Genomic DNA, 25669 nt, shown 5'->3' on the forward strand with positions numbered 1-25669 from the left:
CAACGATCCTTGCCGAGGTTCGCTCACGTTGACATCGGGAACGAAACCGCCGTAAGTTGCGGTAATCCGCGCCTTGCTGAGCCTGCTAAAACGCTCGACCCTAACTAGAGGCCCGGACGGAAAATCTTCATGGAAGCCAGCGGTTATCTCGCAGTCATCAAGGTCGTCGGCGTCGGCGGCGGTGGAACCAATGCCGTGAACCGGATGATCGATGCCGGCCTGTCCGGCGTCGAGTTCATCGCGGCGAACACCGACGCGCAGGCGCTGCAGATGACGGACGCCGACCTCAAGCTGCACATCGGGTCGACGCTCACCAAGGGCCTCGGCGCCGGCGCCAACCCGCAGATCGGGCAGGGCGCCGCGGCGGAGTCGCGCGACGACATCAAGGAGGCGCTCAAGGGCGCGGACATGGTGTTCGTCACGGCCGGCGAGGGCGGCGGCACGGGCACCGGCGCCGCGCCCGTGATCGCCGAGATCGCCAAGAACGAGATCGGCGCGCTCACCGTCGGCGTCGTCACGCGCCCGTTCGCCTTCGAGGGCTCCCAGCGGGCGCGCCAGGCGCAGGAGGGCATCGACCGCCTGCGCGAGATGGTCGACACGCTGATCGTGATCCCGAACGAGAAGCTGCTGGCGATCGTCGAGCGCCGCACGAGCATCCTCGACGCGTTCCGCGAGGCCGACAACGTCCTGCGCCAGGGCGTCCAGGGCATCACCGACCTGATCACGATCCCGGGCCTGATCAACCTCGACTTCGCCGACGTGCGGGCGATCATGGAGAACGCCGGCTCGGCGCTGATGGGCATCGGCACGTCTTCGGGCGAGTCGCGCGCCTCCGATGCCGCCAAGCAGGCGATCTCCTCGCCGCTGCTGGAGGAGTCCGTCGAGGGCGCCACCGGCATCCTGCTCAACATCACCGGCGGGCGGGACCTCGGCCTGTTCGAGGTCAACGAGGCGGCGGAGCTGATCCACTCGGCGGCCGACTCGAACTCGAACATCATCTTCGGCGCCGTGATCGACGAGGGGATGGGGGACGAGATCCGCGTCACCGTCATCGCCACCGGGTTCGACCACGGCGGCGTGCGCGCCGCCCAGCAGGAGCGGACGCGGCCGCCGCGCGATCGCGGCCCCCGGATCGACGAGCGCCAGCGCGATTCGCTCGTGATCCGCGACGACGATCTCGACATCCCGCCGTTCCTTCGCTGACACCCTGAGCGCACGCCGCGCTAAGCGGTGAACGCCAACGCGCCGATAAGCGGAGGTATGGGCACAGCGGCCCGCCGCATCGCGCGCTTCGCCTTCCTCGCCTGCGGGGCGTGGCTCGCCGTGCACGAGCTGCGGGTCGTCGTGTTCCCCGGCACCGGCCTGGGGCCGCTGGACTCCCGGTTCAGCCACGACGTGCTGCTGCTCGTCGCCGCCGTGGCGATCCTGACCCGCGTCGTGCTCGTGCCGCGCGAGCGCGGCCCGTGGCTGCTGCTCGGCGGCGGCGTGCTGGCGTGGACGTTCGGCGAGATCTACTACACGGCCGTGCTCTGGAGCGAGAGCTCGCCGCCGCTGCCCTCGCCCGCGGACGCGGGCTACCTGCTCTTCCCGGTGCTCGCGCTCGCCGGCCTGCTCGGCCTGCTGCGCGCCCGCACCCGGGTCTCGGCCACGCTGCTGGTCGACGGCGTGACCGTGGCCCTCGCGGTCGCGGCGCTGAGCGCCGCGATCGTCTTCCAGACCGTCCTCGCCCACGCGTCGGGCGAGCCGCTCGCGGTCGCGACCGGCCTCGCGTACCCGCTCACCGACCTCGTCCTGCTGGCGGTCGGCGTCGGCGCGCTGGCCGGCACGGGCTGGCGCCTGGACCGCTCCTGGGCCCTGATCGCCGCCGGCGTGCTGATGTTCTGGTTCGCGGACTCGATGTACCTCGTGCGCACCGCGGCGGGCACCTACGAGTCGGGCGGCTGGTTCGACGCGGGCTGGTGGGGTGGGCTGCTGGCGATCGCCGTCGCCGCGTGGCAGGACCCGCCGGCGCGCCCGCGCGTCCGGCCGCGCGACGACGCCCTACGGCTGATCGCGGCGCCGCTGGCCGCGGGCGCGGTCGGCGTCGAGCTGCTCGTGTACGGCTGCACCGGCGATCTCAACGCGCTCGCCATCGGGCTCGCGGCCGGGACGCTGGTCGCGGTGATGGTCCGGCTGACGCTCACGTTCCGCCAGAACGTGGCGATGCTGCGCGCCTCGCGCGCGGAGGCGATGACCGACGCGCTGACGGGCCTCGGCAACCGCCGCGCGCTGACGCGCGACCTCGCCGTCCTGCTGCCGGACGCCGGCGCCGAGTCGCCGCTCGTGCTCGCGCTGTTCGACCTCGACGGCTTCAAGACCTACAACGACACGTTCGGCCACCCGGCGGGGGACGCGCTGCTCATGCGCCTCGGCGCCAACTTGAGCGCCTACTTCGACGCTCGCGGCCGCGTGTTCCGGATGGGCGGCGACGAGTTCTGCGCGCTCTTCGAGCCGCTCGGCCGTGACGTGGAGGCGCTGCTCGACGGCGCCGCGATGGCCCTGTCCGAGCAGGGCGAGGGCTTCTTCATCGGCTGCTCTTACGGCGCGATCACGCTGCCCGCGGAGGCGACCGAGCCGGCCGAGGCGCTGCGGATCGCCGACCAGCGCATGTACGCGCAGAAGCACTCGGGGCGGCGCTCGGCGTCGCGGCAGAGCAAGGACGTGCTGCTGCGCGCGCTGTCGGAGCGCAGCCCGGAGCTGGGCGGCCACGGCAACGCGGTGGCGGCGCTGGCGGAGGCGACCGCGCGGCGGCTCGGGATCGAGCGCGACGCGCTGGAGGTGGTGCGCCACGCCGCCGAGCTGCACGACGTCGGCAAGGTCGCGATCCCGGACGACATCCTGCTCAAGGAAGGTCCGCTGACCGACGAGGAGTGGAGCTTCATCCGCCGCCACCCGGTCGCCGGCGAGCGGATCATCGCCGCCGCCCCGGCGCTGGGCGCCGTGGCCAAGCTCGTGCGCGCCTCGCACGAGCGCTGGGACGGTCACGGCTATCCGGACCGGCTCGGGGGCGACGACATCCCGCTCGGGGCGCGCATCATCGCCGTCGCCGACGCGTACGACGCGATGACCTGCGGACGCCCGTACCGCGGCGCGATCGGCGCCGAGGAGGCGGTCGCGGAGCTGCGGGCGTGCGCGGGCAGCCAGTTCGACGCGATCGTCGTCGAGGCGTTCTGCGGCGCACTGGCCGAGCTCGCCGTCGCGCGTTCCGCGTAGGTCCCGGCAGAATGCCGGCCACATGCTCCGCGTCCTCATCGCAGGGGTGACCGGCTGGACCGGTGCCCCGCTCGCGCGCGCCGTCGAGGCGGCGCCCGACCTCGAGCTCGCCGCCGGCGTCGCGCGCCGCGGCGGCGACCACCCGTCCGTGTCCGAGGCGCTCGCCGCCGTCCCGGCCGACGTCGTCGTCGACTACACGAGCGCCGCCGCCGTGCGCGGGAACGTCGACGCCGCGCTGGCCGCGGGCGCGCACGTCGTGGTCGGCTCGAGCGGGCTCACGGAGTCCGACTACGCGGAGATCGACGCCGCGGCCCGGGCGGCCGGCCGCGGTGTGGTCGCGGCGGGCAACTTCTCGCTGCTGGCCGCCACGCTCCTGCACGCGGCGACCGTCGCGGCGCAGCACGTCTCGCACTGGGAGGTGATCGACTACGGCTCCGTGGGCAAGCCCGACGTCCCCTCGGGAACCTCCCGCGAGCTCGCCGAGCGGCTCGGCTCCTCCGAGCCGGCCGCCCACGACGCCGACCTGATCGGTCCACGCGAGGCGCGCGGCGCCTCGGTGGCCGGCACGCGCGTCCACTCGCTGCGCCTGCCGGGCTACGCGCTCTCCACCGACGTCATCCTGGCGACGCCCGGCGAGCGCCTGGTCATCCGCCACGAGGCCGGCGCCTCCGCCGAGCCCTACATCGCCGGAACCCTGCTCGCGATCCGCCGCGTGCCGGAGCTCACGGGCGTCCTGCGCGGACTGGACCGCCTGCTGTTCTGAGTGCCGGCGCACCAGCGGAAGGAGCGGCGCAAGCGGCCCGCGCCCCGGGCGCGCTAGGGTGCCGCTCGATGGCCCCTGCCGACACGCTCAAGCGCACCCCGCTTCACGACCGCCACGTCGCCGCGGGCGCGAAGCTGGTCCCGTTCGCGGGCTGGGAGATGCCCGTCCAGTACGCCGGCATCCGCGAAGAGCACCTGGCCGTCCGCGAGCGTGCGGGCGTGTTCGATGTGTCGCACATGGGCGAGATCGAGACGACCGGTCCCGACGCCGAGCGGTTCCTCCAGCGGATCCTCTCCAACGACGTCACGAAGATCGCCGAGGACGGCGCGCAGTACTCGGTCCTGTGCAAGGAGGACGGCGGCGTCCTCGACGACCTGTTCTCCTACCGGCTCGGCCCCGACCGCTTCCTGACGGTCACCAACGCCGCCAACCACGAGAAGGACCTCGCGTGGTTCCGGCGCCACGCCGGGGGCTTCGACGTCACCCTCCACGACCGCCTCCACGACTACGCGATGCTTGCCGTCCAGGGTCCTGAGGCTCGCGGGATCGTCGCGGAGCTCGCCGGCGGCGAGCTGCCCAGGCGCTTCCGCACCGCCCGGCTGACCGTCGCCGGCGTGCCCGACGTGCTCGTCTGCGGCACCGGCTACACCGGCGAGGACGGCGTCGAGCTGATCCTCGCGGGCGAGGGCGCCGGCAAGGTCTGGGACGCGGTCAGCGCGGCGGGCGCGGTGCCGACCGGCCTGGGCGCGCGCGACACGCTGCGCCTGGAGGTCTGCTTCCACCTCTACGGCAACGACCTGATGGAGTCGCGCGGCCCGATCGAGGCCGGCCTCGGCTGGTGCTGCAAGGAGGACACGAACTTCATCGGCTCCGAGGCGGTCCGCGCCGCGCGCGAGGCCGGGCCGAAGGAGAAGCTCGCTCCCTTCGTCCTCACCGGCCCCGGCATCGCGCGCCAGGGCAACCCGGTCGAGGGCGGGGGAGAGGTCACGTCCGGCACGCTGTCGCCGAGCATGAACGTCGGCATCGGCATGGCGTACCTTCCGCCCGAGAAGGCCGAGCCGGGCACCGCGATCGAGATCGACGTCCGCGGCAAGGCGCGCCCCGCCGAGGTGCGCTCCAAGCCGCTGTACAGCAAGGAGACCTGAACCGTGGCCGAGGCCAGCTACCCCGACGACCTCAAGTACCACCCCGAGCACGACTGGGCGCGCGTGGACGGCGACGTCGCGACGCTCGGCATCACCTGGTACGCCCAGGACCAGCTCGGCGAGGTCGTGTTCTTCGATCCCCCCGCGGTCGGCACGTCGATCGCCAAGGACGGCTCGTATGCCGAGGTGGAGTCCGTGAAGGCGGTCAGCGACGTCATCGCCCCGGTGTCGGGCGAGATCGTCGAGGTCAACGAGGCGCTCAAGGACTCGCCCGAGCAGATCAACGAGGACCCGTACGGCGAGGGCTGGCTCGTGAAGGTCCGGCTCTCCGACGCGTCCGAGCTCGACTCGCTGCTGGACTCCGAGAGCTACCAGAGCAGCCTGTCCTAAGCTCACATATGTGAGCCGCTACACGTCCGCCACGGACGCGGACCGGTCCGAGATGCTCGCCGCCATCGGCGTCGAGACGATCGACGACCTGTTCGCCGAGATCCCCGAGGGAGTGCGCCTGGGCCGCGCGCTCGACCTTCCCGCCGGCAAGCCCGAGCAGGAGGTCTACGCCTACCTGCGCGACCTGGCCGCGCGCAACGTGTCGGCCGAGGACGAGATCTCGTTCCTCGGCGCCGGCATGTACGACCATTACGTGCCCTCGCTGATCGACTCGATCATCACGCGCTCGGAGTTCCTGACGCCGTACACGCCCTACCAGCCCGAGATCTCCCAGGGCGGGCTGCAGGTGATGTTCGAGTACCAGACCGCGATCTCGGAGTTGACCGCTCTGCCGGTCTCGAACGCGTCCGTCTACGAAGGGCCGAGCGCGGTCGCGGCGGCCGGCTGGCTCGCTCACGGCCACACCGGCAAGAAGCGCTTCCTCGTCTCCGGCGCGCTGCACCCGCACTCGCGCGAGACGCTCGAGACCACCTCGGCGGGCTGGGGCACCACGGTCGAGGAGATCCCGCTGGCGGACGGCGTGACCGATCTCGACGCGCTCAAGGGCGCGATGGACGACGACGTGGCGGCCGTCTTGATTGCGCAGCCCAACTTCCTCGGCGCGATCGAGGATCTCGAGGCGCTCTCGCCGGTCGCGCGCTCCACCGGTGCGCTGCTGATCGTGCAGTGCGACCCGCTCACGCTCGGCGTCCTGCGGCCCCCGGGCGACTTCGACGTCGACGTCGCGGTCGGCGAGGGGCAGACGCTCGGCAACCGGCTCGACTACGGCGGCCCCTCGTTCGGCTTCTTCGCCGCCCAGCAGGCGTACATCCGGCGCATGCCGGGGCGCATCGCGGGCGAGACGACCGACGTCGACGGGCGCCGCGGCTTCGTGCTGACCCTGCAGACGCGCGAGCAGCACATCCGGCGCGAGAAGGCGACGCACAACATCTGCACGGCGCAGGCGCTCAACGCGCTCGCGGGCATGATCTACCTGAGCTGGCTCGGCCGCGAGGGGATCCGGGAGCTCGGCGAGCTGCTGGTGGCGCGCACGCACTACGCGCGCGAGACGCTGACCGCGCTCGACGGCGTGACCGCGCTGCACGACCAGCCCGTCGTGCGCGAATTTGCGCTGACGCTGGACGCCCCGGTCCGCGGCGTGATCGAGCGCTGCGCGGCCGAGGGCGTCAACCCCGGCCACCCGCTGCCCGACAACGGCCTGCTGGTGGCGATCACCGAGCAGCGCTCGAAGGCCGACATCGACCGCCTGGCCGAGGTGCTGGGTGCCGCCGTCGCGGCGGAGCGCGAGGCGGTTGCAGCGCGATGACGACGAACAATCAGCTCCACGCGGACCCGGGCATCGAGGCGCATCCGCATCCGACGCGGTCCGCGATCGTCGAGACCGAGCAGCAGCGCGACCGCGCGACCACGATCTACGAGAAGTCCAAGACCGGCCGGCGCGCGTTCGTCGCGCCCGAGCTGGACGTCCCCGCGCACGCGCTGCCCGAGCGCTTCCAGCGCCGCGAGACGCCGAAGCTGCCGGAGATCGCCGAGCCGGAGATCGTCCGCCACTACAACCGGCTCTCCAAGCGCAACTTCGACCTCGACACCGGCTTCTACCCGCTCGGCTCGTGCACGATGAAGCACAACCCGAAGCTGCACGAACGCGTGGCGGCGCTGCCGGGCAACGCCCGGCTGCACCCGCTGCAGGACCCCTCGCGGGCCCAGGGCGCGCTGCAGCTGATGTGGGAGCTCCAGCAGGCGCTGGGCGAGATCGCCGGTCTGCCGCACGTGTCGCTGCAGCCGAGCGCCGGATCGCACGGCGAGCTCGCGGGCGTGCTGCTGACGCGCGCCTACCACGAGGACCGCGGCGAACACCGGACGAAGATCCTCACGCCCGACACCGCGCACGGCACGAACCCCGCGACCGTGACGATGGGCGGCTACCAGGTCGTCAAGGTCGGCACGAACGAGCGCGGCGGCGTCGACCTCGACGACCTGCGCGCGAAGGCCGACGACGATGTCGCCTGCCTGATGCTCACCAATCCGAGCACGCTGGGCCTGTTCGAGGAGGACATCGCGGAGATCGCCAGGATCGTCCACGGCGTCGGCGCGACGCTGTATTACGACGGCGCGAACCTCAACGCCGTCATGGGCCGCACGCGCCCGGGCGACATGGGCTTCGACATCGTGCACTTCAACCTGCACAAGACGTTCACCCAGCCGCACGGCGGCGGCGGGCCGGGCGCGGGGCCGATCGCGGTCTCGGACCGGATCGAGCCGTTCATCGCGCGGCCGCAGGTGGTCAAGGCCGAGGACGGCACGTTCGACCTCGACTACGACCGGCCGAAGTCGATCGGGCGCCTGCGTGGCTTCCAGGGCAACTACGGCGTGTTCGTGCGCTCCTACGCCTACATCCTCTCGCTCGGCGCCGACGGGCTGCAGGAGGCGTCCGAGACGGCGGTGCTCAACGCGAACTACCTGCTCGCGAAGCTCAAGGAGAACGGCGCGACCAAGTACCTCGCTCCCGCCTACGACCGCCTGTGCATGCACGAGTTCGTGCTCTCGGGCGCGCCGATGAAGCGCGAGCTGGGCCTGCGCACGCTGGATCTCGCCAAGCGCCTGCTCGACCATTCCTTCCACCCGCCGACGGTCTACTTCCCGCTGATCGTCGACGAGGCGCTGCTGGTCGAGCCGACCGAGACCGAGACCAAGGAGACGCTCGACGCGTTCGCGGACGCGATCGCCGCCATCCTGCGCGAAGGCGCCGAGGATCCGGAGATCGCCCGCAATGCGCCGTACCAGACGCCGGTCCGCCGGCTCGACGAGGCGGGCGCCGCGAAGCGCCCGGTGATCCGCCAGCCGCTGTAGAGCTAGACGGCCGCGGCGACGAGCTTCGCGACCGGGGCGGGAATTCCGATCCGGGCCGCGACGGCCGGGAGGTAGCGGCGGACGAGGAAGCGTCCGACCGCGAACATGAGCTTGAGCATGAGCTGCACTCAAGCGGCTCGCCGTTGGCGTCCTGTTGAAAATTCGTGATCGAGTTGTTCTCGGAGCGGACGGGCGCTCGCGGCGAGCCCAGTCCGCCCCGCGGCGCGCCGTGCTCGTCAGTGTTGTTACGGGGGCGTTATCTGGAAGGCGCTCGCCCAGGCAAAGTAGGTCTAAGCGAACGGGAGGAGCGAGCATGGCGCTGGATGACTTCTTCGATTCCGAGGTCGCGATCGCCGCCGGACTGACCGCGGCGGCGATGTCCCCGAATGTGCGCCGGGTCATGCGCCGCGGCGCGGTGCTCGGGCTCGCGGGGATCATGACCGCGGGCGACACGGTGGCGGGCGTCGCGCGGGGAGCGGTGCGCGAGGCGCAGGCGTCGCGCAACGGCGGCGGCGCCGACGGCTCGTCCGCCGAGGGCCGGGCCCGCCGGTCGTCACGCGCCCGGAGCGGGACATGACCGACACGTCCTGGGACGAGAACCGGCGCCGCGCGGAGGAGGCGATCGACAGCGTCGTCGAGCGGCTCCGCCGGCTCGTGGCACGCGCACGCGAAGAGGGAGAGGACCTGCTGGCGGAGGCCCAGGCGGCGCGGCGGCGCTGACATGTGAGCGGGGCGACCTCGGAGCCGCGGATCCTCCACGCGCTCCCCGGGCGCGTGCGCGTTCATGCACGCGGGGCGGCGCTCGAAGACGTGGAGCGCGCCCTCGGCCGGCTGCGCGGCGTGCGGGAGGTCCGCGCGAGTGCGACGACGGGGAACGTGCTCGTCCACTTCGAGGAGGGCGCGCTCTCGCACGAGGCGATCCTCGCGCCGCTCGCGGAGCTGGCAGGCCAGGCCGCGCCGGAGAAGCGGCGCGGGTCGCGCACCGCGCCTGCGCCGGAGCAGCGCCCGGCGGCGCGGCGGCCCGCGGTCCGGCAGCCGCCGCCCGTCGCGCGCCTTCGCATCGCCGTGCGCGGGCTGGAGGCCGACGCGCGGATGGCCGAGCGCGTCGTCGCCTCGCTCGGCGCGCTGCCCGGCGTCCGCCACGTCGGCGCCAACCCGCTCACGGCGCGGGCGCTGGTCGAATTCGATCCCGCGGTGGCGGTGGCCGCCACGTTGTGCGAAGCGGTGGCGAAGCTCGAGGCGGACGCGGGCGTCGCCGGCGCGCCGGAGCCGCGCGAGCCCGTCGACGCCGTCGCGCTCACCACCAGCGCCACGCGCGCTGCGGCCGCCGCGCTCGGCCTCGGCCTGCTGCTGACGCGCGGGCTGCTCGGCCGCACCGGGGCGCCGGTCGCGTCCGCGAAGCCGGCTGTCGTCGCGGCGCTCGTGAGCGTCGGCGAGGGCGTTCCGCCGCTGCGCTCGGCGACGCGTTCGCTGGTCGGCGACCGCGCGGCCGACACGGTGCTCCCGGGCGCCGGCCTCGCCGCCCAGACGCTTTCGGGCAAGACGCTCGGGCTCGCGGTCGCCGTCGGCTCGTCCTTCCGTGCGCTGACGGCGCTGCGCGCGCGGGCGTCTGCCTGGACCGCCCACGAGGACGCCGCCGGGGAGCCGGTGGCGGCGGGGTCGCGGCTGCGGCTGCGAGGCGGCGACCGCGCCCGCGCCAACGGCGTCGTGCTCGAGGGCGCCGGCACGGCGATCGGGCCGGACGGGCTTCCGTCTGCGCTCGTGCCGGGCGCGCCGGTCGAAGCCGGAGCGCGCGTGTCCGGCGGGCCGTTTGTGATCGAGGCCCGCGCGCCGGACGGATTCTCCGCCGGCGAGACCAGGCCCTCGCCACCGGCCGCGGCCGACGTCTACGCCGCGGTCATGGGCGTGGCGGCGATCGGCGCCGCCGCCGCGGTCGGCTTCGTGACGCGGTCGCCCGGTGCGGCGCTCGTCACCCTTCAGCTGCTCACCGCGCGCCCGTCGCTGCACGGGCGCGCCGCGGCCGATCACGGCGCGGCCGCGCGCGTCGTGCGCGCGGGGGTGACGGTCGTGGGCACGCGCCCCGAGCGCCGGCTGCGGCGCCCTGACGTGGTGCTCGTGCACGAGGCCCGCCTGCTCGCGGACGGCATCGAGGTCGAGCGCGCCGTGGCGTCCGGCGCCGAGCTGTCGGCCTCAGAGGTGATCGCGCTGGCCGGCGAGGTGGCGACGGCGGCCGGCTCTCCGTGGGGACCCGGGCTTGCGGCCGCACGCGCCCGGACGGCGCAGGACGCCGGGTTCGACGGGAGCGCGGCGGCGGCGACCATCGACGGCCGCCGGTACCGTCTCGAGGCGCGCCGGCATCCCGGCGTCGACGCGGGGGCGGACGGCTTCGTGCTCGTGCTCGAGTGCGACGGCGCGCCGGCCGGGGCGCTGGTCCTGCGGCCGCGGCTGGCCGCCGGCGCCCGCGTGCTGGCAGACGCATGCGCGCGCTTCGGCGCCCGCCTGGCGCTGCTGCGCCGGGAGTCGACCCCTGGGGCCGCGCACGCGCTGGCCGAGCGCGCGGAGATCTCGCTGCTGGATGCCGACGACGCGCCGCGGGCCGTCCGCGCGCTGCAGCGCAGCGGCGCGCGGGTCGCCGTGGTGGCGGACGGTCCCGCCGCGGGGGCCGCGTTCCACGCGTGCGACCTCGCGATCGGCGTGACCGGCGGTCGCGGCGGCGCGTTCGGCGCGCGCGCGGACCTGCTCGCGCCCGACCTCGCGGCCGTCGCCGCGACGATCGAGGCGGGCGCGCGCGCCGGGCGCGCCGAGCGCGACGGGGTGGCGCTCTCGCTGCTCGCCAACGTCGTGGGCGCCGTCTGGGGCCTGCGTACGCGGCCCACGGTGGTGGCCGCTTCGCGCCCGGCGACGATGGCCTCCGCGGCCGCCCTCGCGCTCGCTTGGCTTCGCCTGCAGGGCGGGGGACGCGCACGGGCGACGGTGGGGCGGCTGACCGATCCGCGCCCGGAGCGTTGGGGCCACTTGCCGGCCGAGGCCGTGCTGCGCGAGCTCGGCGCCTCGGCCGACGGCCTGAGCGCGCGCGAGGCCGGGCGCCGCCGTCGCCGTCGCGCCGTCCGCTCGCGGCGGGGTCCGCTCGCCGTCGCCGTCGCCGGCCAGCTGCGCTCGCCGGCGAACGCGATCCTGGCCGGCGGCGCGCTGCTGTCGCTCTCGTTCGGCGCCGCCGCCGACGTCGTGATGATCGCGGCCGTGATCGCCGCCAATACGCTGATCGAGGCGTGGCAGCAGCAGCGAGCGGGGCGTGCGGCGGAGGCGCTCCAGCAGCTGACGGCGCCGGAGGCGCGCGTCCTGCGCGACGGGCGGGCCGTGACGGTCGCCGCCGAGGAGGTCGTCCCGGGAGACGTGCTGGTGCTCGCGCCGGGCGATCGTGTCGCGGCTGACGCGCGCGTGCTCTCGAGCCACGGGCTCCAGGTCGACGAGGCCGCGCTGACCGGCGAGTCGATGCCGGTCGCCAAGGGCGCCGACAACGGGACCGAGGACTCGCGGATCGTGCTGGAGGGCAGCGACGTGACCGTCGGCACCGGCCGCGCCGTCGCCGTCGCCGTCGGCTCCCACACGCGGCTCGGCTCGATCGCCGCGGCGCTCGACGTCGACGACGATGCCCCGAGCCCGCTGGCGGTGAGGCTGGAGCGCATGATGCGCCAGGGCGTGCCGGTCGTCGCCGGGGCCGGCGCCGTCGTGGCGGGCGCCGGGCTGCTGCGCGGGCGCTCGCTCGCGACGCAGCTGCCACTCGGCGCGAGCATGGCGATCGCCGCGGTCCCGGAGGGCCTGCAGCTGCTGGCGACGGTGAGCGCGGCGGGCGTCGCGCGCCGGCTCGCGGCCCGCCACGCGCTCGTGCGCTCGCTGCCGGCGGTGGACGCGCTCGGTCGCGTCGACGTCGCGTGCGCGGACAAGACGGGCACGCTCACCGTCGGCCGCCCGGCGGTCCGGGTGGTCGCCGATCTCGAGAGCGAGGCCCGCCCGCAGCGCGGGCTCCAGCCGCCGCTTCGCGACATCCTGCGCACCGCCGCCCACGCGAGCCCGCATCCCGACGCGTCCGGCGCCGGCGCGCATCCGACCGACGTCGCGGTGCTCGAGGCCGCCGAGAAGGCGGAGCTGGGCGACCAGCTGCGGGCGCGGCGCGAGCGCGAGTGGCCGTTCGACCCGGCGCGCTCGTTCCATGCGGCGGTGGCGGACGGGCGGCTGTGCGTGAAGGGCGCGGTGGAGGCGCTCACCCCGCGTTGCAGGGCGGTCCGGCGCGGCGGGGAGGACGAGCCCCTGACCGACGCCGCCGCGCTGCTCGCCCGCGCGGACTCGCTGGCCGCCCAAGGCCTGCGCGTGCTGCTGGTGGCCGAGGGCCCGGCGAGCGCCGGCGCCGCCGACCCGCGCGAGCTGACGGCGCTCGGCTTCGTCGGCATCGCCGACCCGCTGCGCGCGGGCACGGCCGACGCGCTGCGCCGGTGCCGCGAGGCAGGCGTGCGCGTCCTGATGCTCACCGGCGACCATCCGACGACGGCGCGGGCGATCGCGCGCGAGGCCGGCCTCCCGGTCGACGACGGTGCGGTCGTCACCGGGCCCGAGATCGCCGAGCTGGGTCCGGTGGAGCTCGACCGGCGGCTCGCGCGGGCCACGGTGGCGGCGCGGATCACGCCGCTCGACAAGCTGCGCATCGTCGAGAGCCTGCAGCGTCGCGGCCACACGGTGGCGATGACGGGCGACGGCGTCAACGACGCGCCGGCGCTCCGGCTCGCCGACGTCGGCGTGGCGATGGGTCGCGGCGGGACCGAGGTCGCGCGCCAGGCGGCCGACGTGATCCTGACCGAGGACGACGTGCGGGTCTTCACCGAGGCGCTGGTGGAGGGCCGCGGCTTCTGGCGCAACATGCGCCGCGCGCTCGCCCTGCTGCTCGGCGGCAACCTCGGGGAGGTCGGCCTGCTGGCCGGCGCCGCGATCCTCGGCCTTCCCTCGCCGCTGACGGCGCGCCAGATCCTCGCCATGAACCTCGTCACCGACGTGCTGCCGGCGGTCGCTGTCGCGATGCAGCCGCCGGAGCACCGTCGACTGAGCGCGCTCGCGCGCGAGGGGGCGGAGGCGCTCGACCGCCCGCTGCGGCGCGACATCCTCAACCGGGCCGCCACGACGGCGCCGCCGTCGCTCGCCGCGTACGCCGTCGCGCTGCGGCGCGCCCCCGCCGGCGCCGGCTCGGTGGCGTTCGGGTCGATCTGCGCGACGCAGCTCGCGCTGACCATCGCCGATGGGCGCACCGACGGCGGCCTGTCGGCGCCGGTCGCCGGCGCGGTCGTCGCCACCGGAGCGCTGCTCGCCGCCATGCTGGGGCCGCTGCGCGCGTTCCTGGGCTTCGGGCCGCTCGGGCCGGCCGGCTGGGGACTGATCGGCGCCGCGACGCTCGGCACGGCCGCGCTCACGCGCGCCGGCGCGCCGCTTCACGGCACGAGCCCGTGAGCCGCCCGGCGTCGCATGAACGCGGGAGTAGCGTGTGCCCATGGCCTCCCTTGCCCCGGACGCGCTGAAGGTGCTCGACACCACCCGCGAGGTGCACGTGGCGACGCCGAGCAAGCGCCTTCCCATCTGGTCGGTCGTCGTCGACGGCGACGCCTACATCCGCTCCTTCCACGGCGAGCGCGGCGCGTGGTACCAGCGCGCGTTGCGCGACGGCCGTGTCGAGGTGGAGGGGATCGAGGCGCGCGTGGAGCCCGAGCGCGACCCCGGGCTCAACGAGCGCATCTCGGACGCGTTCCGCGCCAAGTACGGCGAGCGCTCGCCCCGGCCGACCGAGGCCATGGTGACGCCCGAGGTCGCGGCGACGACGCTGCGCCTCGTCTCGCCGTAGCCGCGGCCTTCGTCCTGACGCGGACAGTCGCCGACGCGCCCGTCCGTATATGAATACGGGGTGTGCGGCCGCCGAGGGGTGTGGCCGCCCTCATGGGAGGGGATTCCATGCCGTATCGCCGTGCGCGCCTCGCAGGCGCGCTCGCCGTCGCCTGCCTCGCGCTGGCTCCTGGAGTGGCCCACGCGGCCGCGATACCCACGCCTGAGCAGTTCTTCGGGTTCGAGATGGGGACCGAGGGCAAGCTGCCGACCTGGGAGAAGACGAAGCAATACGCGAAGCTGATCGGGGACCGGTCCAACAAGGCCGACTACTTCGTCCAGAGCAAGACCGCCGAGGGAGACGACTACCCGGTGCTGCTGATCAGCTCGCCGAATAACCTCGCGAACATCGACAAGATCGTCGCCGCCAACGAGCGGCTCGCGAACCCGAAGGGCCTGACCGAAGAGGACGCCAAGGCGCTCGTCGCGCAGAGCAAGCCGACGTACCTGATCGAGTCGACGATCCACTCGACCGAGGTCGCGAACATGCCCGCGATCATCGACGCGATCCACCACTTCGCGACCGACACGTCGGCCGACACCAAGCAGGTCCTCGACAACGTCGTGCTCGTCGTCGCGGTGTCCGGCAACCCGGACGGCTGGAAGAAGGTGGTCGACTACTTCGACGAGACCGCCAACACGAGCTACACGCGGACCTACCCGGACCTGTATCACCACTATGCGGGCCACGACGACAACCGCGACTGGTACGTGTTCACGCAGCCGGAGACGCGCGCCCGCGTGTCGCTGGAGGAGAAGTACCACCCGGTCGTCGAGCACGTGCTCCACCAGAAGGACGCGACGACCTCGCGCATCTTCATGCCGCCATACCAGGAGCCGGTCTCCAACAACCTGGACCCGATCACGCACGAGTCGGCCAACGCGCTGGGCCTCGAGGTCGGCAAGTCCTTCCTGGCCGCGGGCTACAAGGGCATCCAGCACTCGATGGGCACGCAGAACTCCTACGGGATCATGTTCACGGCCGACGTCGCGGGCTACTCCTCGTTCGTCGGCACCTCGCTGTTCCTGACCGAGACGGCCAGCCAGCGCGACCTCGCGTACCCGTACACCCAGGCGGGGCCGCTCGGGCCGCAGGGGCGCTCCATGGACAACCCCGACCCGTACAAGGGGAACACGTGGACGCTCAAGCAGGCGTCCGACTACGCGGAGCTGGGTCTCTACGCGGCCACCAAGAGCGTCGCGCGCAACTCGTCGGACTGGCTCTACAACAACGTCTATCTCGTCGCCAAGCACAGCTACACCTGGAGCGACGGGCCCTACGCCTACGTGCTGCCGTCCGGCCAGCGCGACCCGTACGCGCTGTATGAGCTGCTGAAGATCTTCGACTTCGGCAAGGCCGAGATCGACCGCGCGACCGCGCCGTTCACCGCCGGCGGCAAGTCGTACCCGGCCGGCTCCTACATCCTGCGCACGCAGCAGCCGCTCGGGCGCTGGATCAACCAGCTGCTCGACAACGCCGCGTACCCGGATTGGGCGAGGCCGTGCGCGACCTGCCCGCTGACCATGCCCTACAGCGAGTTCACCGACAGCGTCGCGCTGATGTTCGGCGTCGACGTCCAGCCGGTGCAGGCGGCGTTCAGCGCTCCCACCGAACGCGTGACCGAGGTCAAGCCCGAGGGCGTGCTGCTGCCGCAGGCGCCCGCCGCGAGCGGCGCGTACCTGGTCGAGCCGAGCTCCTACGGCGTGGCCTCGCTGCTGGCCCAGCTGCAGAAGTGGGACGTGCCGGCGTTCCGCTCGGCCGCGCAGTTCAGCTCGGGCGCGCGCACCTTCGCGCCCGGCACGGTGATCGTGCCGCCGTCCGCGCGCTCGCGGATGGTGCTCGAGGACGTGGCCAAGAGCGAGGGACTCCCGGTCTACGCGAGCGACACCGTCCCGGCGGTCGCCGGCTTCAAGCTCAAGCCGGGGACGCGCGTCGGGCTCGTCCGCGGCGCCAACAACATGCCGGGCGGCTGGATGATGTGGCTGCTCGAGCACTCTGGCATCGACTACAAGGTCGTCTCGGCCGACGACTACCCGAAGCTCGACGCCCTCTACGACACGATCATCCTCGCCGACGGCATCACGCGGGCGCGGATCGTCAACGGGCTCGACATGACGCGCTACCCGGCCGAGTGGTCGTGGGCGCGCGGCGTGGGCGAGGCCGGCTGGAGCCAGCTCGCCGCGTTCGTGCGCGGCGGCGGCAACCTCGTCGCGCTCGGCAGCGCGTCCGAGACCGCGCAGGCGCTGCTGAACCTGCCGATCCAGAAGGTCGCCACGACGTCGCCGTTCCAGGCCGGCGGCGTGCTGCTGCGCGAGAGCTTCGACAGCAGCGTGCCCGCCGCGTGGGGCATGCCGGCGGAGTGGGTCACGTGGTTCGACTCCGACCGCGCGTGGAACGTGAGCGATCCGAAGGCGCGGATCGCGGGCGCGTACCCGGGCACCGGCAACCTGCTGGCGAGCGGGTACGAGCAGGGCGCCGACCAGCTGCGCGGCAAGGCCGACATCGTGGAGCTGGACGTCGACAAGGGGCACGTGACGCTGTCGGGCAGCGAGATCACGTTCCGCAGCTGGCCGCGGGCGCTGTGGACGGTCGTGGCGAACGCGATCTACCAGGGCCCCTCGACCGCGGTGACGGCGGCGGAGATGAAGGCGATGCCGGCGTCGTAGCCGGGAATCGAACCCCCGCGGGGCCTCGGACGCCGAGGCCCCGCGGGATACCCTGCTGGGCATCCCATGCGGATCTTCTCCGGCATCCAGCCCACCGGGCGCAAGCACCTCGGCAACTACATCGGCGCGATCCTCCAGTACGTGGAGGGTCAGGACCGCGGCGATCCCGCCATCTACTGCATCGTCGACCTGCACGCGACGACCGTCGGCTACGACCCGGCGGAGCTGCGGCGGCGCTCCCAGGAGACGGCGGCCCTGCTCGTCGCGGCCGGACTGGACCCCGAGCGCTGCGTGCTCTTCCGCCAGGGCGACGTGCCCGAGCACACCGAGCTGAGCTGGCTGCTCTCGAGCGTGACGCCGCTCGGCGCGCTCAACCGCATGCACCAGTTCCGCGACAAGTCGGTCGCCCAGCGCGAGCTCGTGTCCGCGGGCCTGCTCTTCTATCCGGTCCTGATGGCCGCCGACGTGCTCGCCTACCGCGCGCACGAGGTGCCGGTCGGCGAGGACCAGCGCGAGCACATCGAGCTGATGCGCGACGTCGCGGAGACCTTCAACAAGCGCTTCGGCGAGACGCTGGTCGTGCCGGAGGGCAACATCCCCAAGGTCGGCGCCCGCGTGCGCGACCTGCAGGAGCCCGAGCGGAAGATGTCGACCACCGGTGGGACGCCGAAGGGCACCGTCTACGTCGACGAGGACCCCGCGAGCATCGTGAAGAAGTTCAAGAGCGCGCAGACCGACTCCGGCAACGAGATCGTGCGGCGTGAGGACAAGCCCGGGATCGCGAACCTGATCGAGATCCTCGCGATCGTGCGCGGCACGACGCCGGAGGAGATCGAGCGCGAGTACTCGGGCCCGCAGCGCTACGGCGACTTCAAGACCACGGTCGGCGAGGAGGTCGCCGCCTCGCTGGCGCCCGTGCGCGAGCGCTACGCCGAGCTGCAGGGCGACACGGCGACGATCGAGGACATCCTCGCGGCGGGCGCCCAGAAGGCGCAGGCGCTGGCCGCGCCGGTCGTGGCCGACGTGCGCGAGGCGATGGGCGTGGGTCCCGCGCTGCGGCGATCCGTCGGGGGCGCCGCCTAGCCTCCCGGGGCACGTGCCCGTGACGCGGATCGCCGACCTCGAGCTGGACCTGGACGTCTTCGCCGGCCCGTTCGACCTGCTGCTCTCGCTCGTGCTGCGCGAGGAGCTGGACCTGCTGGAGGTCGATCTGGCCGAGGTCGTGATCGCGTACCTCGATCACCTGGAGTCCTCCGAGGCGCTCGATCTCGAGGCCGCGACCGAGTTCCTCGTGCTGATCGCCGCGCTTCTCGAGCTCAAGTCGAGGCTGATGCTGCCCGGCGAGGAGGTCGAGGAGCTCGACGAGCTGCAGCCGGCCGAGGCGGCCGAGGAGCTGGTCGAGCGGATGCTGCAGTACATGCGCTTCCGCGCCGCGGGCGAGCACCTGGCGGGCCGCTTCACGCACAACCAGGGGTACCTGCACCGCTCCGCGCCGCTGCCCGAGGCCCTGCGCCGCGTGCCCCTGGCCAACGCCACGGCGGCCTACGACCCGGCCGTCCTCGGCGCCTCGCTGGGCGGGCTGCTGCGCGTGCCGCCGCCCGTGGACCTCACGCACATCGCGCAGCCGCGCGTGTCGGTGGGGGAGCGGCTGGAGCTGCTGCGCACCCTGCTGCGGCGCGGCCGCTTCTCGTTCGAGGATGCGGTCAAGGACGCCGATCGCGGGACCGTGTGCGTGACGCTGTGGGCGCTGTTGGAGCTCTACAAGCGCGGCGAGGCCGCGTGGGAGCAGGAAGAGCCGTTCGGTGACATCGTCGTCACTCGCCTGGAGGCTCGTGACGATGGGAGTTCTCGCCCTGCGGGCTCGGACTCCCGCCGCTCGGCGGGTCGAGGCGGGACTGTGGCGGCCGCGTGAACCTGTCCGCCCACATCGAGGCGCTGCTCTTCCTCGCCCCCGAGCCGGTCTCGGTCGAAGAGCTGGCCGACGCGCTGCAGACGGGCGAGGACGCGGTGACGCAGGCGCTCGAGGAGCTCGGACAGGAGCTCGAGGACCGCGGGCTCGTGCTGCGCAAGGTCGCGGGCGGCGTCGCGCTGGCGAGCCACCCCGACGCCGAGGAGGCCGCCCGCCGCCTGCTGGCGCGCCCGCGCACGCCCTCGCTCACGCCCGCGCAGGCCGAGACGCTGGCGATCGTCGCGTACCTCCAGCCGGTCTCGCGCCCCGAGGTCGCCCGCATCCGAGGGGTGGCGAGCGAATCGGCCACCTCCGCGCTGACCGACCGCGGCCTGATCGAGGAGGCCGGCCGCAGCCAGTTCGGCGCCGTCCTGTATCGCACGACGCCGCTCTTCCTCAAGCTCTTCGGCTTGGACTCGCCGGAGCAACTGCCGGACATCGCGCAGTGGGACCCGAGCCCGGAGGAGGCCGCCGCGCTGCGCGACCGCCTGCTGCGCGCCGGCGAGGCCCGCGGCGAAGCCGCCGCCGCGCGCTAGGCCGCCGCGCGCTCGCGCCGGCCGGTCACCAACAGCGACACGCCGATCGCGGCGCCGAGCGTCGCGACGATCACGCCGAGCGAGACGCCGGTGGGGATGTGGAGGACATCCTCGGTCAACATCTTCGCGCCGACGAACACCAGCAGCGCGCCGAGCCCGAAGTGCAGGTACTGGAAGCGCTGCGCCGCGCCGTCGAGCAGGAAGTACAGCGCTCGCAGGCCGAGCAGGGCGAACGCGTTGGCCGCGAACACGAGGAACGTCTCGGTCGTGATCGCAAGCACCGCGGGGATCGAGTCGATCGCGAACACCACGTCGGCCATCGCGACCGCGAGCAGCGCCGCGAACAGCGGCGTCACGACGCGCCGGCCGTGCTCGCGGTCCAGCAGCTTGTCGCCCTTGAACTCGTGGCCGATCGGCAGCACGCGCCGCAGCCAGGTCATCAGCCGACCGTCGGCGAAGCCCTCGCCGTCGTCGTCCTTGTAGGCGATCCGGACGCCCGTCACGACCAGCAGCGCGCCCATCACATACAGCGCGGGGTGGAAGACCTCCAGCAGCGCGACGCCGGCGACGATGAACACCGCCCGCAGGATCAGCGCGCCGACGATGCCGAACGTCAGCACGTCGGCCTTCAAGGCCTGCGGCACCGCGAACGACGTCAGCAGCACCGCGATCACGAACACGTTGTCGAGCGAGAGCGCCTTCTCGAGCAGGAAGCCGGCCCAGTAGTCGCCGGCGGCGGCGCCGCCGAGCGTGGCGAGCACCACGAGGCCGAAGACGATGCCGACCGCCATCCACAGCACGCTCCAGCCCGCGGCCTCGCGCAGCGAGATGCGGTCGGCGTGGCGGTGGGCGAAGAACAGGTCGACGACGAGCAGGGCGCCGACGGCGGCGATCAGGCCGATCCAGGCGAAGATGGAGACGTGCATGATTCCTCCGAACGTGCGGATTATCGTTCGAAGGTGTCTCCCGCCGCATGGGCGGACGCCACCGGGTCCGTTCGGACCGTCCTGACGGCGGCATCGCTCAAGGGATACTCCCCTTCACATCGAAGCCTAGCGTCGTCAGCGGCCACATGGGCCGAAACTTAGGTCGGCATGAGGAGTTGCACGAAACGTGCGCACGCCTATCGCCGCAGGAGTCCTCCTGCTCGCCCTTGCGGCCGCCGAGCCCGCGGCCGCGGCCACCATCTCGGCCTACCCGCCGCCCGGCACGCGGACCGCGATGCCCGGCACGCAGATCAGCTTCCGGGGCGCGCCGCCCGCGCAGCTGGGCACGATCTCGGTCAGCGGCTCGCGCAGCGGCAGGCACGCCGGCACGCTGAAGGCGCACTCCGACGGGCAGGGCGCGAGCTGGGTGCCGGCGAAGCCGTTCCGCGCCGGCGAGCGGCTGACGGTGCGCACGAGCCTGGACATCAACGGCGCCAAGGACGGCGACTTCGGACTCACGATCGGCGAGCCGACGACGCTCGGCCCGCGCGTCGGCGAGAGACCGGTCGTCGGCCGCGGCAACGTCCAGCACTACGCGACCGAGCCCAAGTGGGAGCCGCCCGCGGTGGTGATCAACACCGTCAAGCCGGGCCGCGCTCCTGGACTGGTCTTCATCGCGCCCAAGGCCGGCCGCGGCCAGGACGGGCCGATGATCATCGACGACTCCGGCCGGCTGGTGTGGTTCCGGCCGATCTCCCAGGGCGACCTCGCGGCCGACTTCCGCGTCCAGACCTACCAGGGCAGGCCGGCGCTGACGTGGTGGGAGGGGAAGCTCTTCACCGGCGACGGCGCCGGGACGGGCGTCATCTACGACTCCAGCTACCGCAAGATCGCCGGCGTGCACGCGGGCAACGGCTACGCGTTCGACCTGCACGAGTTCACGATCACGCCGCGCGACACGGCGCTGATCACGGTCTATCAGCGGTTCAAGAAGAACCTGCGCAACTGGGGCGGGACCGGCCAGGGCCGGATCGTCGACAGCATCGTCCAGGAGATCGACGTCAAGACCGGCCTGGTGCTGTTCGAGTGGCACAGCCTGGGTGACGTCGGGCTCTCGGAGTCCTACATCGTGCCGCCCTCCAAGCGCGGGTTCGAATGGGACTACATGCACGTCAACTCGGTCGCCGAGGACGCCGAGGGCAACTTCATCGTCTCCGGCCGCAACACGTGGACCGTGTACAAGATCGGCCGCGCGAGCGGGCACGTCGTGTGGCGCCTGGGCGGCAAGAAGTCCGACTACAAGATCGGCCCGGGCGTCGCCTTCGCGTGGCAGCACAGCGCCCGCCCGCAGCCTGACGGGACGCTGACCATCTTCGACAACGACGCGGGCACCAAGCCCGTGCGCAAGAGCTCGCGCGCGCTGACGCTCACGCTCGACGGCGCGTCCAAGACCGCGAGCCTCAAGACCGCCCGCATCCATCCCGGCGGTCTGTCGGCCGCCACGCAGGGCGACGTCGAGGTGCTGCCGAACGGCAACCAGTTCGTCGGCTGGGGCTCGCGGGGGTACTTCAGCGAGTTCACGCCCACCGGCGAGATGGTGTTCGACGGCCGGCTCGCGCGCGGCAACGACACCTACCGGGCGTTCCGCTACCCGTGGTCGGGCACGCCGGCGGCGCCGCCCAAGGTGGTCGCGGAGACCAAGGGCGGCCAGACGACCGTGCGCGCGAGCTGGAACGGCGCGACCGGCGTCGCTCGCTGGCAGGCGCTCGGCGGCCCGGCGGCGACCGGGCTCGCCGTCGTCGGGACGGCGCCGGCGGCCGGGTTCGAGACCGCGATCACGCTCCCTGCGCAGGGCTTTGTCGCGATGCGGGCGCTCGACGCGGCGGGCAACGTGCTCGCCAGCAGCGCCACGGTCAAGGCCGGGTAAGCCGCCGGCGCCGGCTCGCCCGGCGCCTAGGCGGCCGCGGTCTTCGCCGCCAGCTGCCCGCAAGCGGCGTCGATGTCGCGACCGCGCGTGAGGCGGACGGTTGCGCGCAGGCCGTGCTCCTCCAGCGCGGCCTTGAACGCGTCGATCGCGTTGCGCGAGGAGCCGTCGTAGACCGAGTCCGTCGGGTTGTACGGGATCAGGTTGACCTTGTAGATCCTCGGATCGAGCAGCTGCGCGAGCTGGACCGCCTGCGCGTAGCCGTCGTTGACGCCCGCGAGCATCACGTACTCGATGAAGACCTGGCGGCGGCGCCGCTCGTAGTGCGCCTCGCACGCCGCCAGCACCTCGGCGAGCGGATAGCGCTCGTTGACCGGCATGATCTGCGAGCGCAGCGTGTCCTCGGGCGCGTGCAGCGACAGCGCGAGGCGGATCGGCAGGTCGGTCTCGGTCAGCCGCCTGATCCCCGGCACCCAGCCGACGGTGGAGATCCCGGTGCGCCGGTGCGTGATGCCGACGTCGGGCAGCCGGCGCGCCGCGGCGATCACGTTGCCGAAGTTCATCATCGGCTCGCCCATGCCCATGAACACGAGGTGGTCGACGGGCTCGATGCGGCGGAAGTGCAGCACCTGGTCGAGGATCTCGGCGGCCGTCAGGTTGCGGCCGAACTTCATCGTGCCGGTCGCGCAGAACGTGCACGTGAGCGGGCAGCCGGACTGCGAGGAGACGCAGATCGAGCGGCGGCCGTCGCGGTAGCGCATCAGCACGGCCTCGACCGCGCGGCCGTCGTGGGTGTGGAAGAGCGCCTTGACCGTGCCGTCGGACGCGTGCGCCTCGCGCACCAGCTCGAGCGTCGAGAACGGGACCTCCGAGCGCAGCCGGTCCCGCAACCCGGCGGGCACGTCGGTCATCGCGTCATAGCCGGCCGCGCCGTTCGCCGCCCAGCGCCACACCTGGCGGGCGCGGAATGCGGGCTCGCCGGCGGCGGCGAGCGTATCGTCGAGCAGCGCGAGGTCCACGGAATCTATGGTGGCAGCCTCATGCGCCTCGCCAAGTACCTCGCCCACGCGGGCGTCGCGTCCCGCCGCGCCGCCGAGACGATCATCGCCGCCAGGCGCGTCAAGGTCGACGGCGCCGTGGTGACCGATCCCGCGCGCGACGTCGACGACTCACGCAGCGTGCTCGTCGACGGGCGGCCGGTGCACGCCGAGGGTCACGAGCGCGTGGTGTTCGCGCTCAACAAGCCCAAGGGCGTCGTCTCGACGGCGAGCGACCCGCAGGGGCGGACGACCGTCGTGGAGCTCGTCCCGCACCGCGAGCGGCTGTACCCGGTGGGGCGCCTGGACGCCGATACCACGGGGCTGATCCTGCTGACCAACGACGGCGAGCTCGCGCACCGGCTCACGCACCCGAGCTTCGAGGTCCCGCGCACGTACCGGGCGCGGGTGCGCAACGCACCGCTCAAGGAGCCGGCCCTGCGCGCGCTCCGCGAAGGCGTCGAGCTCGAGGACGGGCCGACCGCGCCGGCGCGCGTCCGGCGCCTCGGCAACGACCACGTGGAGCTGACGATCCACGAGGGCCGCAAGCGCCAGGTGCGGCGCATGCTCGAGGTGGTCGGGCACCCGGTGAAGTCGCTCGAGCGCGTCGCGTTCGGGCCGCTGCGGCTGGGTCCGCTGGAGCCCGGCGACACGCGCCGGCTCACGGGCGCAGAGCTGGAACGGCTACGTTCCCTGCGATGACCACGAGGCTGATCGCGCTCCGGGGCGCCACCACGGTCAATGACAACGACGCCGACGCGATCCTCGCCGCGACGGACGAGCTGATGCGCGAGATCCTGTCCCGCAACGCCCTCGCCGCCGAGGACCTCGTGAGCTGCATCTTCACGCTCACGCCCGACCTGGATGCGCAGTTCCCGGCCGTCGCCGCGCGCAAGATGGGACTTTCCAGCGTGCCGCTTCTGTGCGCGCGCGAGATCCCCGTGCCGGGCGCGCTGCCGAAGGTGATCCGCGTGCTGATCCACGCGTACGCGCCCGGCCCGGCCGAGCACGTCTACCTGCACGAGGCGCGCAAGCTGCGGCTCGATCTGCAGGGCGCGCAATAGCCCTCGCCCACCTACGGGCCTCAGGTCTTTAAGCTGGGAGCGGCCATGCCGATGGAGTTCGCCGAGAAGGTCCGCCGCATCCCCGTCTATCCGGCCGCCGACGGCTACGCGTCGGAGGGGCCGATCGCCAAGCTCGCCTCCAACGAGTCGCCCTATCCGCCGATCACGGCCGTGATCGAGGCGGTCACGCGCGCGCTCGGCGGGCTCAACCGCTATCCGGACCCGACCAACGCGGCGCTGCGGCGCCGGCTGTCCGACGTCCACGGCGTGCCCGCGAACCGGATCGCGATCGGCAACGGCTCGTGCGACATCCTGCTGGCCGCCGGCGAGGCGCTGCTGGAGCCGGGCGCGGAGCTCGTGTACGCGTGGCCGTCGTTCTCGGTCTACCCGCACCTCGCCGCGGCGTCCGGCGCCCGCGCGATCGAGGTGGCCGTGACCGAGGACCACCGGCACGACCTGGCGCGCATGCGCGAGGAGATCACCGCGGCGACGCGGCTCGTGCTCGTCTGCAACCCGAACAACCCGACCTCGACCGCGCTGCCGCTGAGCGAGATCGCGGAGTTCATCGCGAGCGTCCCGCGCCACGTCGCCGTGATCCTCGACGAGGCCTACGTGGAGTTCAACGTGCTGCAGGATCCGGCCGACTCGGTCGACCTGCTGGCCAAGCACCCCAACCTCGTCCTGCTGCGCACGTTCAGCAAGGTCTATGGGCTCTGCGGGCTGCGCGTCGGCTACGCGCTGTGCGGCTCGGAGGCCTTCCGCACCGCCGTCGACCAGGTGCGCCAGCCGTTCTTCTGCAACGCGGCCGCGCAGGCGGCGGCGCTGGAGGCGCTCAACCACGGCGACGAGGTCACGCGCCGGGTCGAGCGCAACCTGGCCGAGCGGATGGCGCTCGAGGAGTCGCTGCGCGGGCTCGGGCTGGCGACCGCGGAGTCGCAGGCGAACTTCGTCTGGCTCGACCTCGGCGAGGAGCGCTCGGAGCCCGACGTCATGCGCGGGCTGGCCGAGCGCGGGATCCTCGTGCGCGCCGGCGGGGCGCTCGGGCGCGAGGGCGCGCTGCGCGTCACGGTCGGCACGCAGGCCGAGAACGAGCGCTTCCTGGAGGCGCTGGCCGCCCTGTTGTGACGCTCACGCGTCCGGTGACGGCCTCGCCGGCGGGTTCCTCGGCGCTCGTCACGCGCGGCGCCG

At 73.3% G+C, this 25669-nt stretch carries 21 protein-coding genes; 19 read left to right on the forward strand and 2 right to left on the reverse strand.

Annotated features, from left to right (window positions below):
* The first annotated feature begins 129 nt into the window (after positions 1-129).
* The 15 genes from ftsZ to scpB all read left to right on the forward strand — a co-directional run bounded on the left by ftsZ (position 130) and on the right by scpB (position 19530).
* On the forward strand, positions 130-1203 hold the full coding sequence (gene ftsZ / locus H958_RS0127800; RefSeq protein WP_028061049.1) for a cell division protein FtsZ: 1074 nt from the start codon (positions 130-132) through the stop codon (positions 1201-1203).
* 57 nt (positions 1204-1260) lie between these two features.
* On the forward strand, positions 1261-3252 hold the full coding sequence (locus tag H958_RS0127805; protein ID WP_028061050.1) for an HD domain-containing phosphohydrolase: 1992 nt from the start codon (positions 1261-1263) through the stop codon (positions 3250-3252).
* Positions 3253-3274: 22 nt separating this feature from the next.
* Positions 3275-4015 carry a 4-hydroxy-tetrahydrodipicolinate reductase gene (locus H958_RS0127810; RefSeq protein WP_028061051.1) on the forward strand — a complete coding sequence of 247 codons (741 nt, stop codon included), beginning with the start codon at positions 3275-3277 and terminating at the stop codon, positions 4013-4015.
* 68 nt (positions 4016-4083) lie between these two features.
* Positions 4084-5160 carry a glycine cleavage system aminomethyltransferase GcvT gene (gcvT, locus tag H958_RS0127815; RefSeq protein ID WP_028061052.1) on the forward strand — a complete coding sequence of 359 codons (1077 nt, stop codon included), beginning with the start codon at positions 4084-4086 and terminating at the stop codon, positions 5158-5160.
* Between the two features lie 3 nt (positions 5161-5163).
* Positions 5164-5550, forward strand: a complete 387-nt coding sequence (gcvH, locus tag H958_RS0127820; RefSeq protein WP_028061053.1) for a glycine cleavage system protein GcvH — start codon at positions 5164-5166, stop codon at positions 5548-5550.
* A gap of 10 nt (positions 5551-5560) precedes the next feature.
* The gene (gene gcvPA / locus H958_RS0127825) at positions 5561-6916 is read left to right on the forward strand and encodes an aminomethyl-transferring glycine dehydrogenase subunit GcvPA (protein ID WP_028061054.1); all 1356 of its coding nucleotides are present in this window, start codon (positions 5561-5563) and stop codon (positions 6914-6916) included.
* A complete protein-coding gene (gene gcvPB, locus H958_RS0127830; RefSeq protein WP_081686339.1) occupies positions 6913-8460 on the forward strand; it encodes an aminomethyl-transferring glycine dehydrogenase subunit GcvPB in 1548 nt (515 codons plus the stop codon). Before gcvPA ends, gcvPB begins: the two co-directional genes overlap by 4 nt.
* Before the next feature lie 313 nt (positions 8461-8773).
* The gene (locus tag H958_RS40855) at positions 8774-9037 is read left to right on the forward strand and encodes a hypothetical protein (RefSeq protein WP_051324896.1); all 264 of its coding nucleotides are present in this window, start codon (positions 8774-8776) and stop codon (positions 9035-9037) included.
* On the forward strand, positions 9034-9180 hold the full coding sequence (locus H958_RS46910) for a hypothetical protein (RefSeq protein ID WP_156028334.1): 147 nt from the start codon (positions 9034-9036) through the stop codon (positions 9178-9180). Before H958_RS40855 ends, H958_RS46910 begins: the two co-directional genes overlap by 4 nt.
* A gap of 90 nt (positions 9181-9270) precedes the next feature.
* Complete coding sequence (locus tag H958_RS0127850; RefSeq protein ID WP_156028335.1) at positions 9271-13953, forward strand: HAD-IC family P-type ATPase; 4683 nt, start codon at positions 9271-9273, stop codon at positions 13951-13953.
* 40 nt (positions 13954-13993) lie between these two features.
* A complete protein-coding gene (locus H958_RS40860) occupies positions 13994-14341 on the forward strand; it encodes a DUF2255 family protein (RefSeq protein ID WP_051324897.1) in 348 nt (115 codons plus the stop codon).
* Positions 14342-14448: 107 nt separating this feature from the next.
* Complete coding sequence (locus H958_RS0127860; protein ID WP_196807596.1) at positions 14449-17046, forward strand: M14 family zinc carboxypeptidase; 2598 nt, start codon at positions 14449-14451, stop codon at positions 17044-17046.
* 66 nt (positions 17047-17112) lie between these two features.
* Positions 17113-18129 carry a tryptophan--tRNA ligase gene (gene trpS, locus H958_RS0127865; protein ID WP_037411519.1) on the forward strand — a complete coding sequence of 339 codons (1017 nt, stop codon included), beginning with the start codon at positions 17113-17115 and terminating at the stop codon, positions 18127-18129.
* A gap of 13 nt (positions 18130-18142) precedes the next feature.
* Entirely contained in the window at positions 18143-18958 is an 816-nt protein-coding gene (locus H958_RS40865) for a segregation and condensation protein A (protein WP_156028336.1), read from the forward strand.
* Positions 18955-19530: an SMC-Scp complex subunit ScpB gene (scpB, locus tag H958_RS40870; protein WP_051324898.1), complete on the forward strand. Its 576-nt coding sequence runs from the start codon at positions 18955-18957 to the stop codon at positions 19528-19530. Before H958_RS40865 ends, scpB begins: the two co-directional genes overlap by 4 nt.
* Here scpB and H958_RS40875 read toward each other — a convergent pair.
* On the reverse strand, positions 19527-20456 hold the full coding sequence (locus H958_RS40875; RefSeq protein ID WP_037411520.1) for a TerC/Alx family metal homeostasis membrane protein: 930 nt from the start codon (positions 20454-20456) through the stop codon (positions 19527-19529). The two genes, scpB and H958_RS40875, sit on opposite strands and share 4 nt — an antisense overlap.
* A 187-nt stretch (positions 20457-20643) precedes the next feature.
* On the opposite strand from H958_RS40875, the gene H958_RS40880 reads away from it, so the two are divergent.
* Positions 20644-22383: an arylsulfotransferase family protein gene (locus tag H958_RS40880; RefSeq protein ID WP_051324899.1), complete on the forward strand. Its 1740-nt coding sequence runs from the start codon at positions 20644-20646 to the stop codon at positions 22381-22383.
* A 26-nt stretch (positions 22384-22409) separates the two neighbouring features.
* Here the strand turns inward: H958_RS40880 and rlmN are convergent, their stop codons facing one another.
* A complete protein-coding gene (gene rlmN / locus H958_RS0127890; RefSeq protein WP_051324900.1) occupies positions 22410-23399 on the reverse strand; it encodes a 23S rRNA (adenine(2503)-C(2))-methyltransferase RlmN in 990 nt (329 codons plus the stop codon).
* Positions 23400-23420: 21 nt separating this feature from the next.
* Between rlmN and H958_RS0127895 the strand changes: the two genes are divergently transcribed.
* The 3 genes from H958_RS0127895 to hisC are packed head-to-tail and all read left to right on the forward strand — an operon-like array spanning position 23421 to position 25606.
* On the forward strand, positions 23421-24119 hold the full coding sequence (locus tag H958_RS0127895; protein WP_028061060.1) for a pseudouridine synthase: 699 nt from the start codon (positions 23421-23423) through the stop codon (positions 24117-24119).
* On the forward strand, positions 24116-24481 hold the full coding sequence (gene aroH, locus H958_RS0127900) for a chorismate mutase (protein ID WP_028061061.1): 366 nt from the start codon (positions 24116-24118) through the stop codon (positions 24479-24481). Before H958_RS0127895 ends, aroH begins: the two co-directional genes overlap by 4 nt.
* Before the next feature lie 45 nt (positions 24482-24526).
* Positions 24527-25606: a histidinol-phosphate transaminase gene (hisC, locus tag H958_RS0127905; RefSeq protein ID WP_028061062.1), complete on the forward strand. Its 1080-nt coding sequence runs from the start codon at positions 24527-24529 to the stop codon at positions 25604-25606.
* Positions 25607-25669: the final 63 nt, after the last annotated feature.

Origin of the sequence: Candidatus Solirubrobacter pratensis, from assembly GCF_000425945.1 — a bacterium.
Taxonomy (GTDB): Bacteria; Actinomycetota; Thermoleophilia; order Solirubrobacterales; family Solirubrobacteraceae; genus Solirubrobacter; species Solirubrobacter pratensis.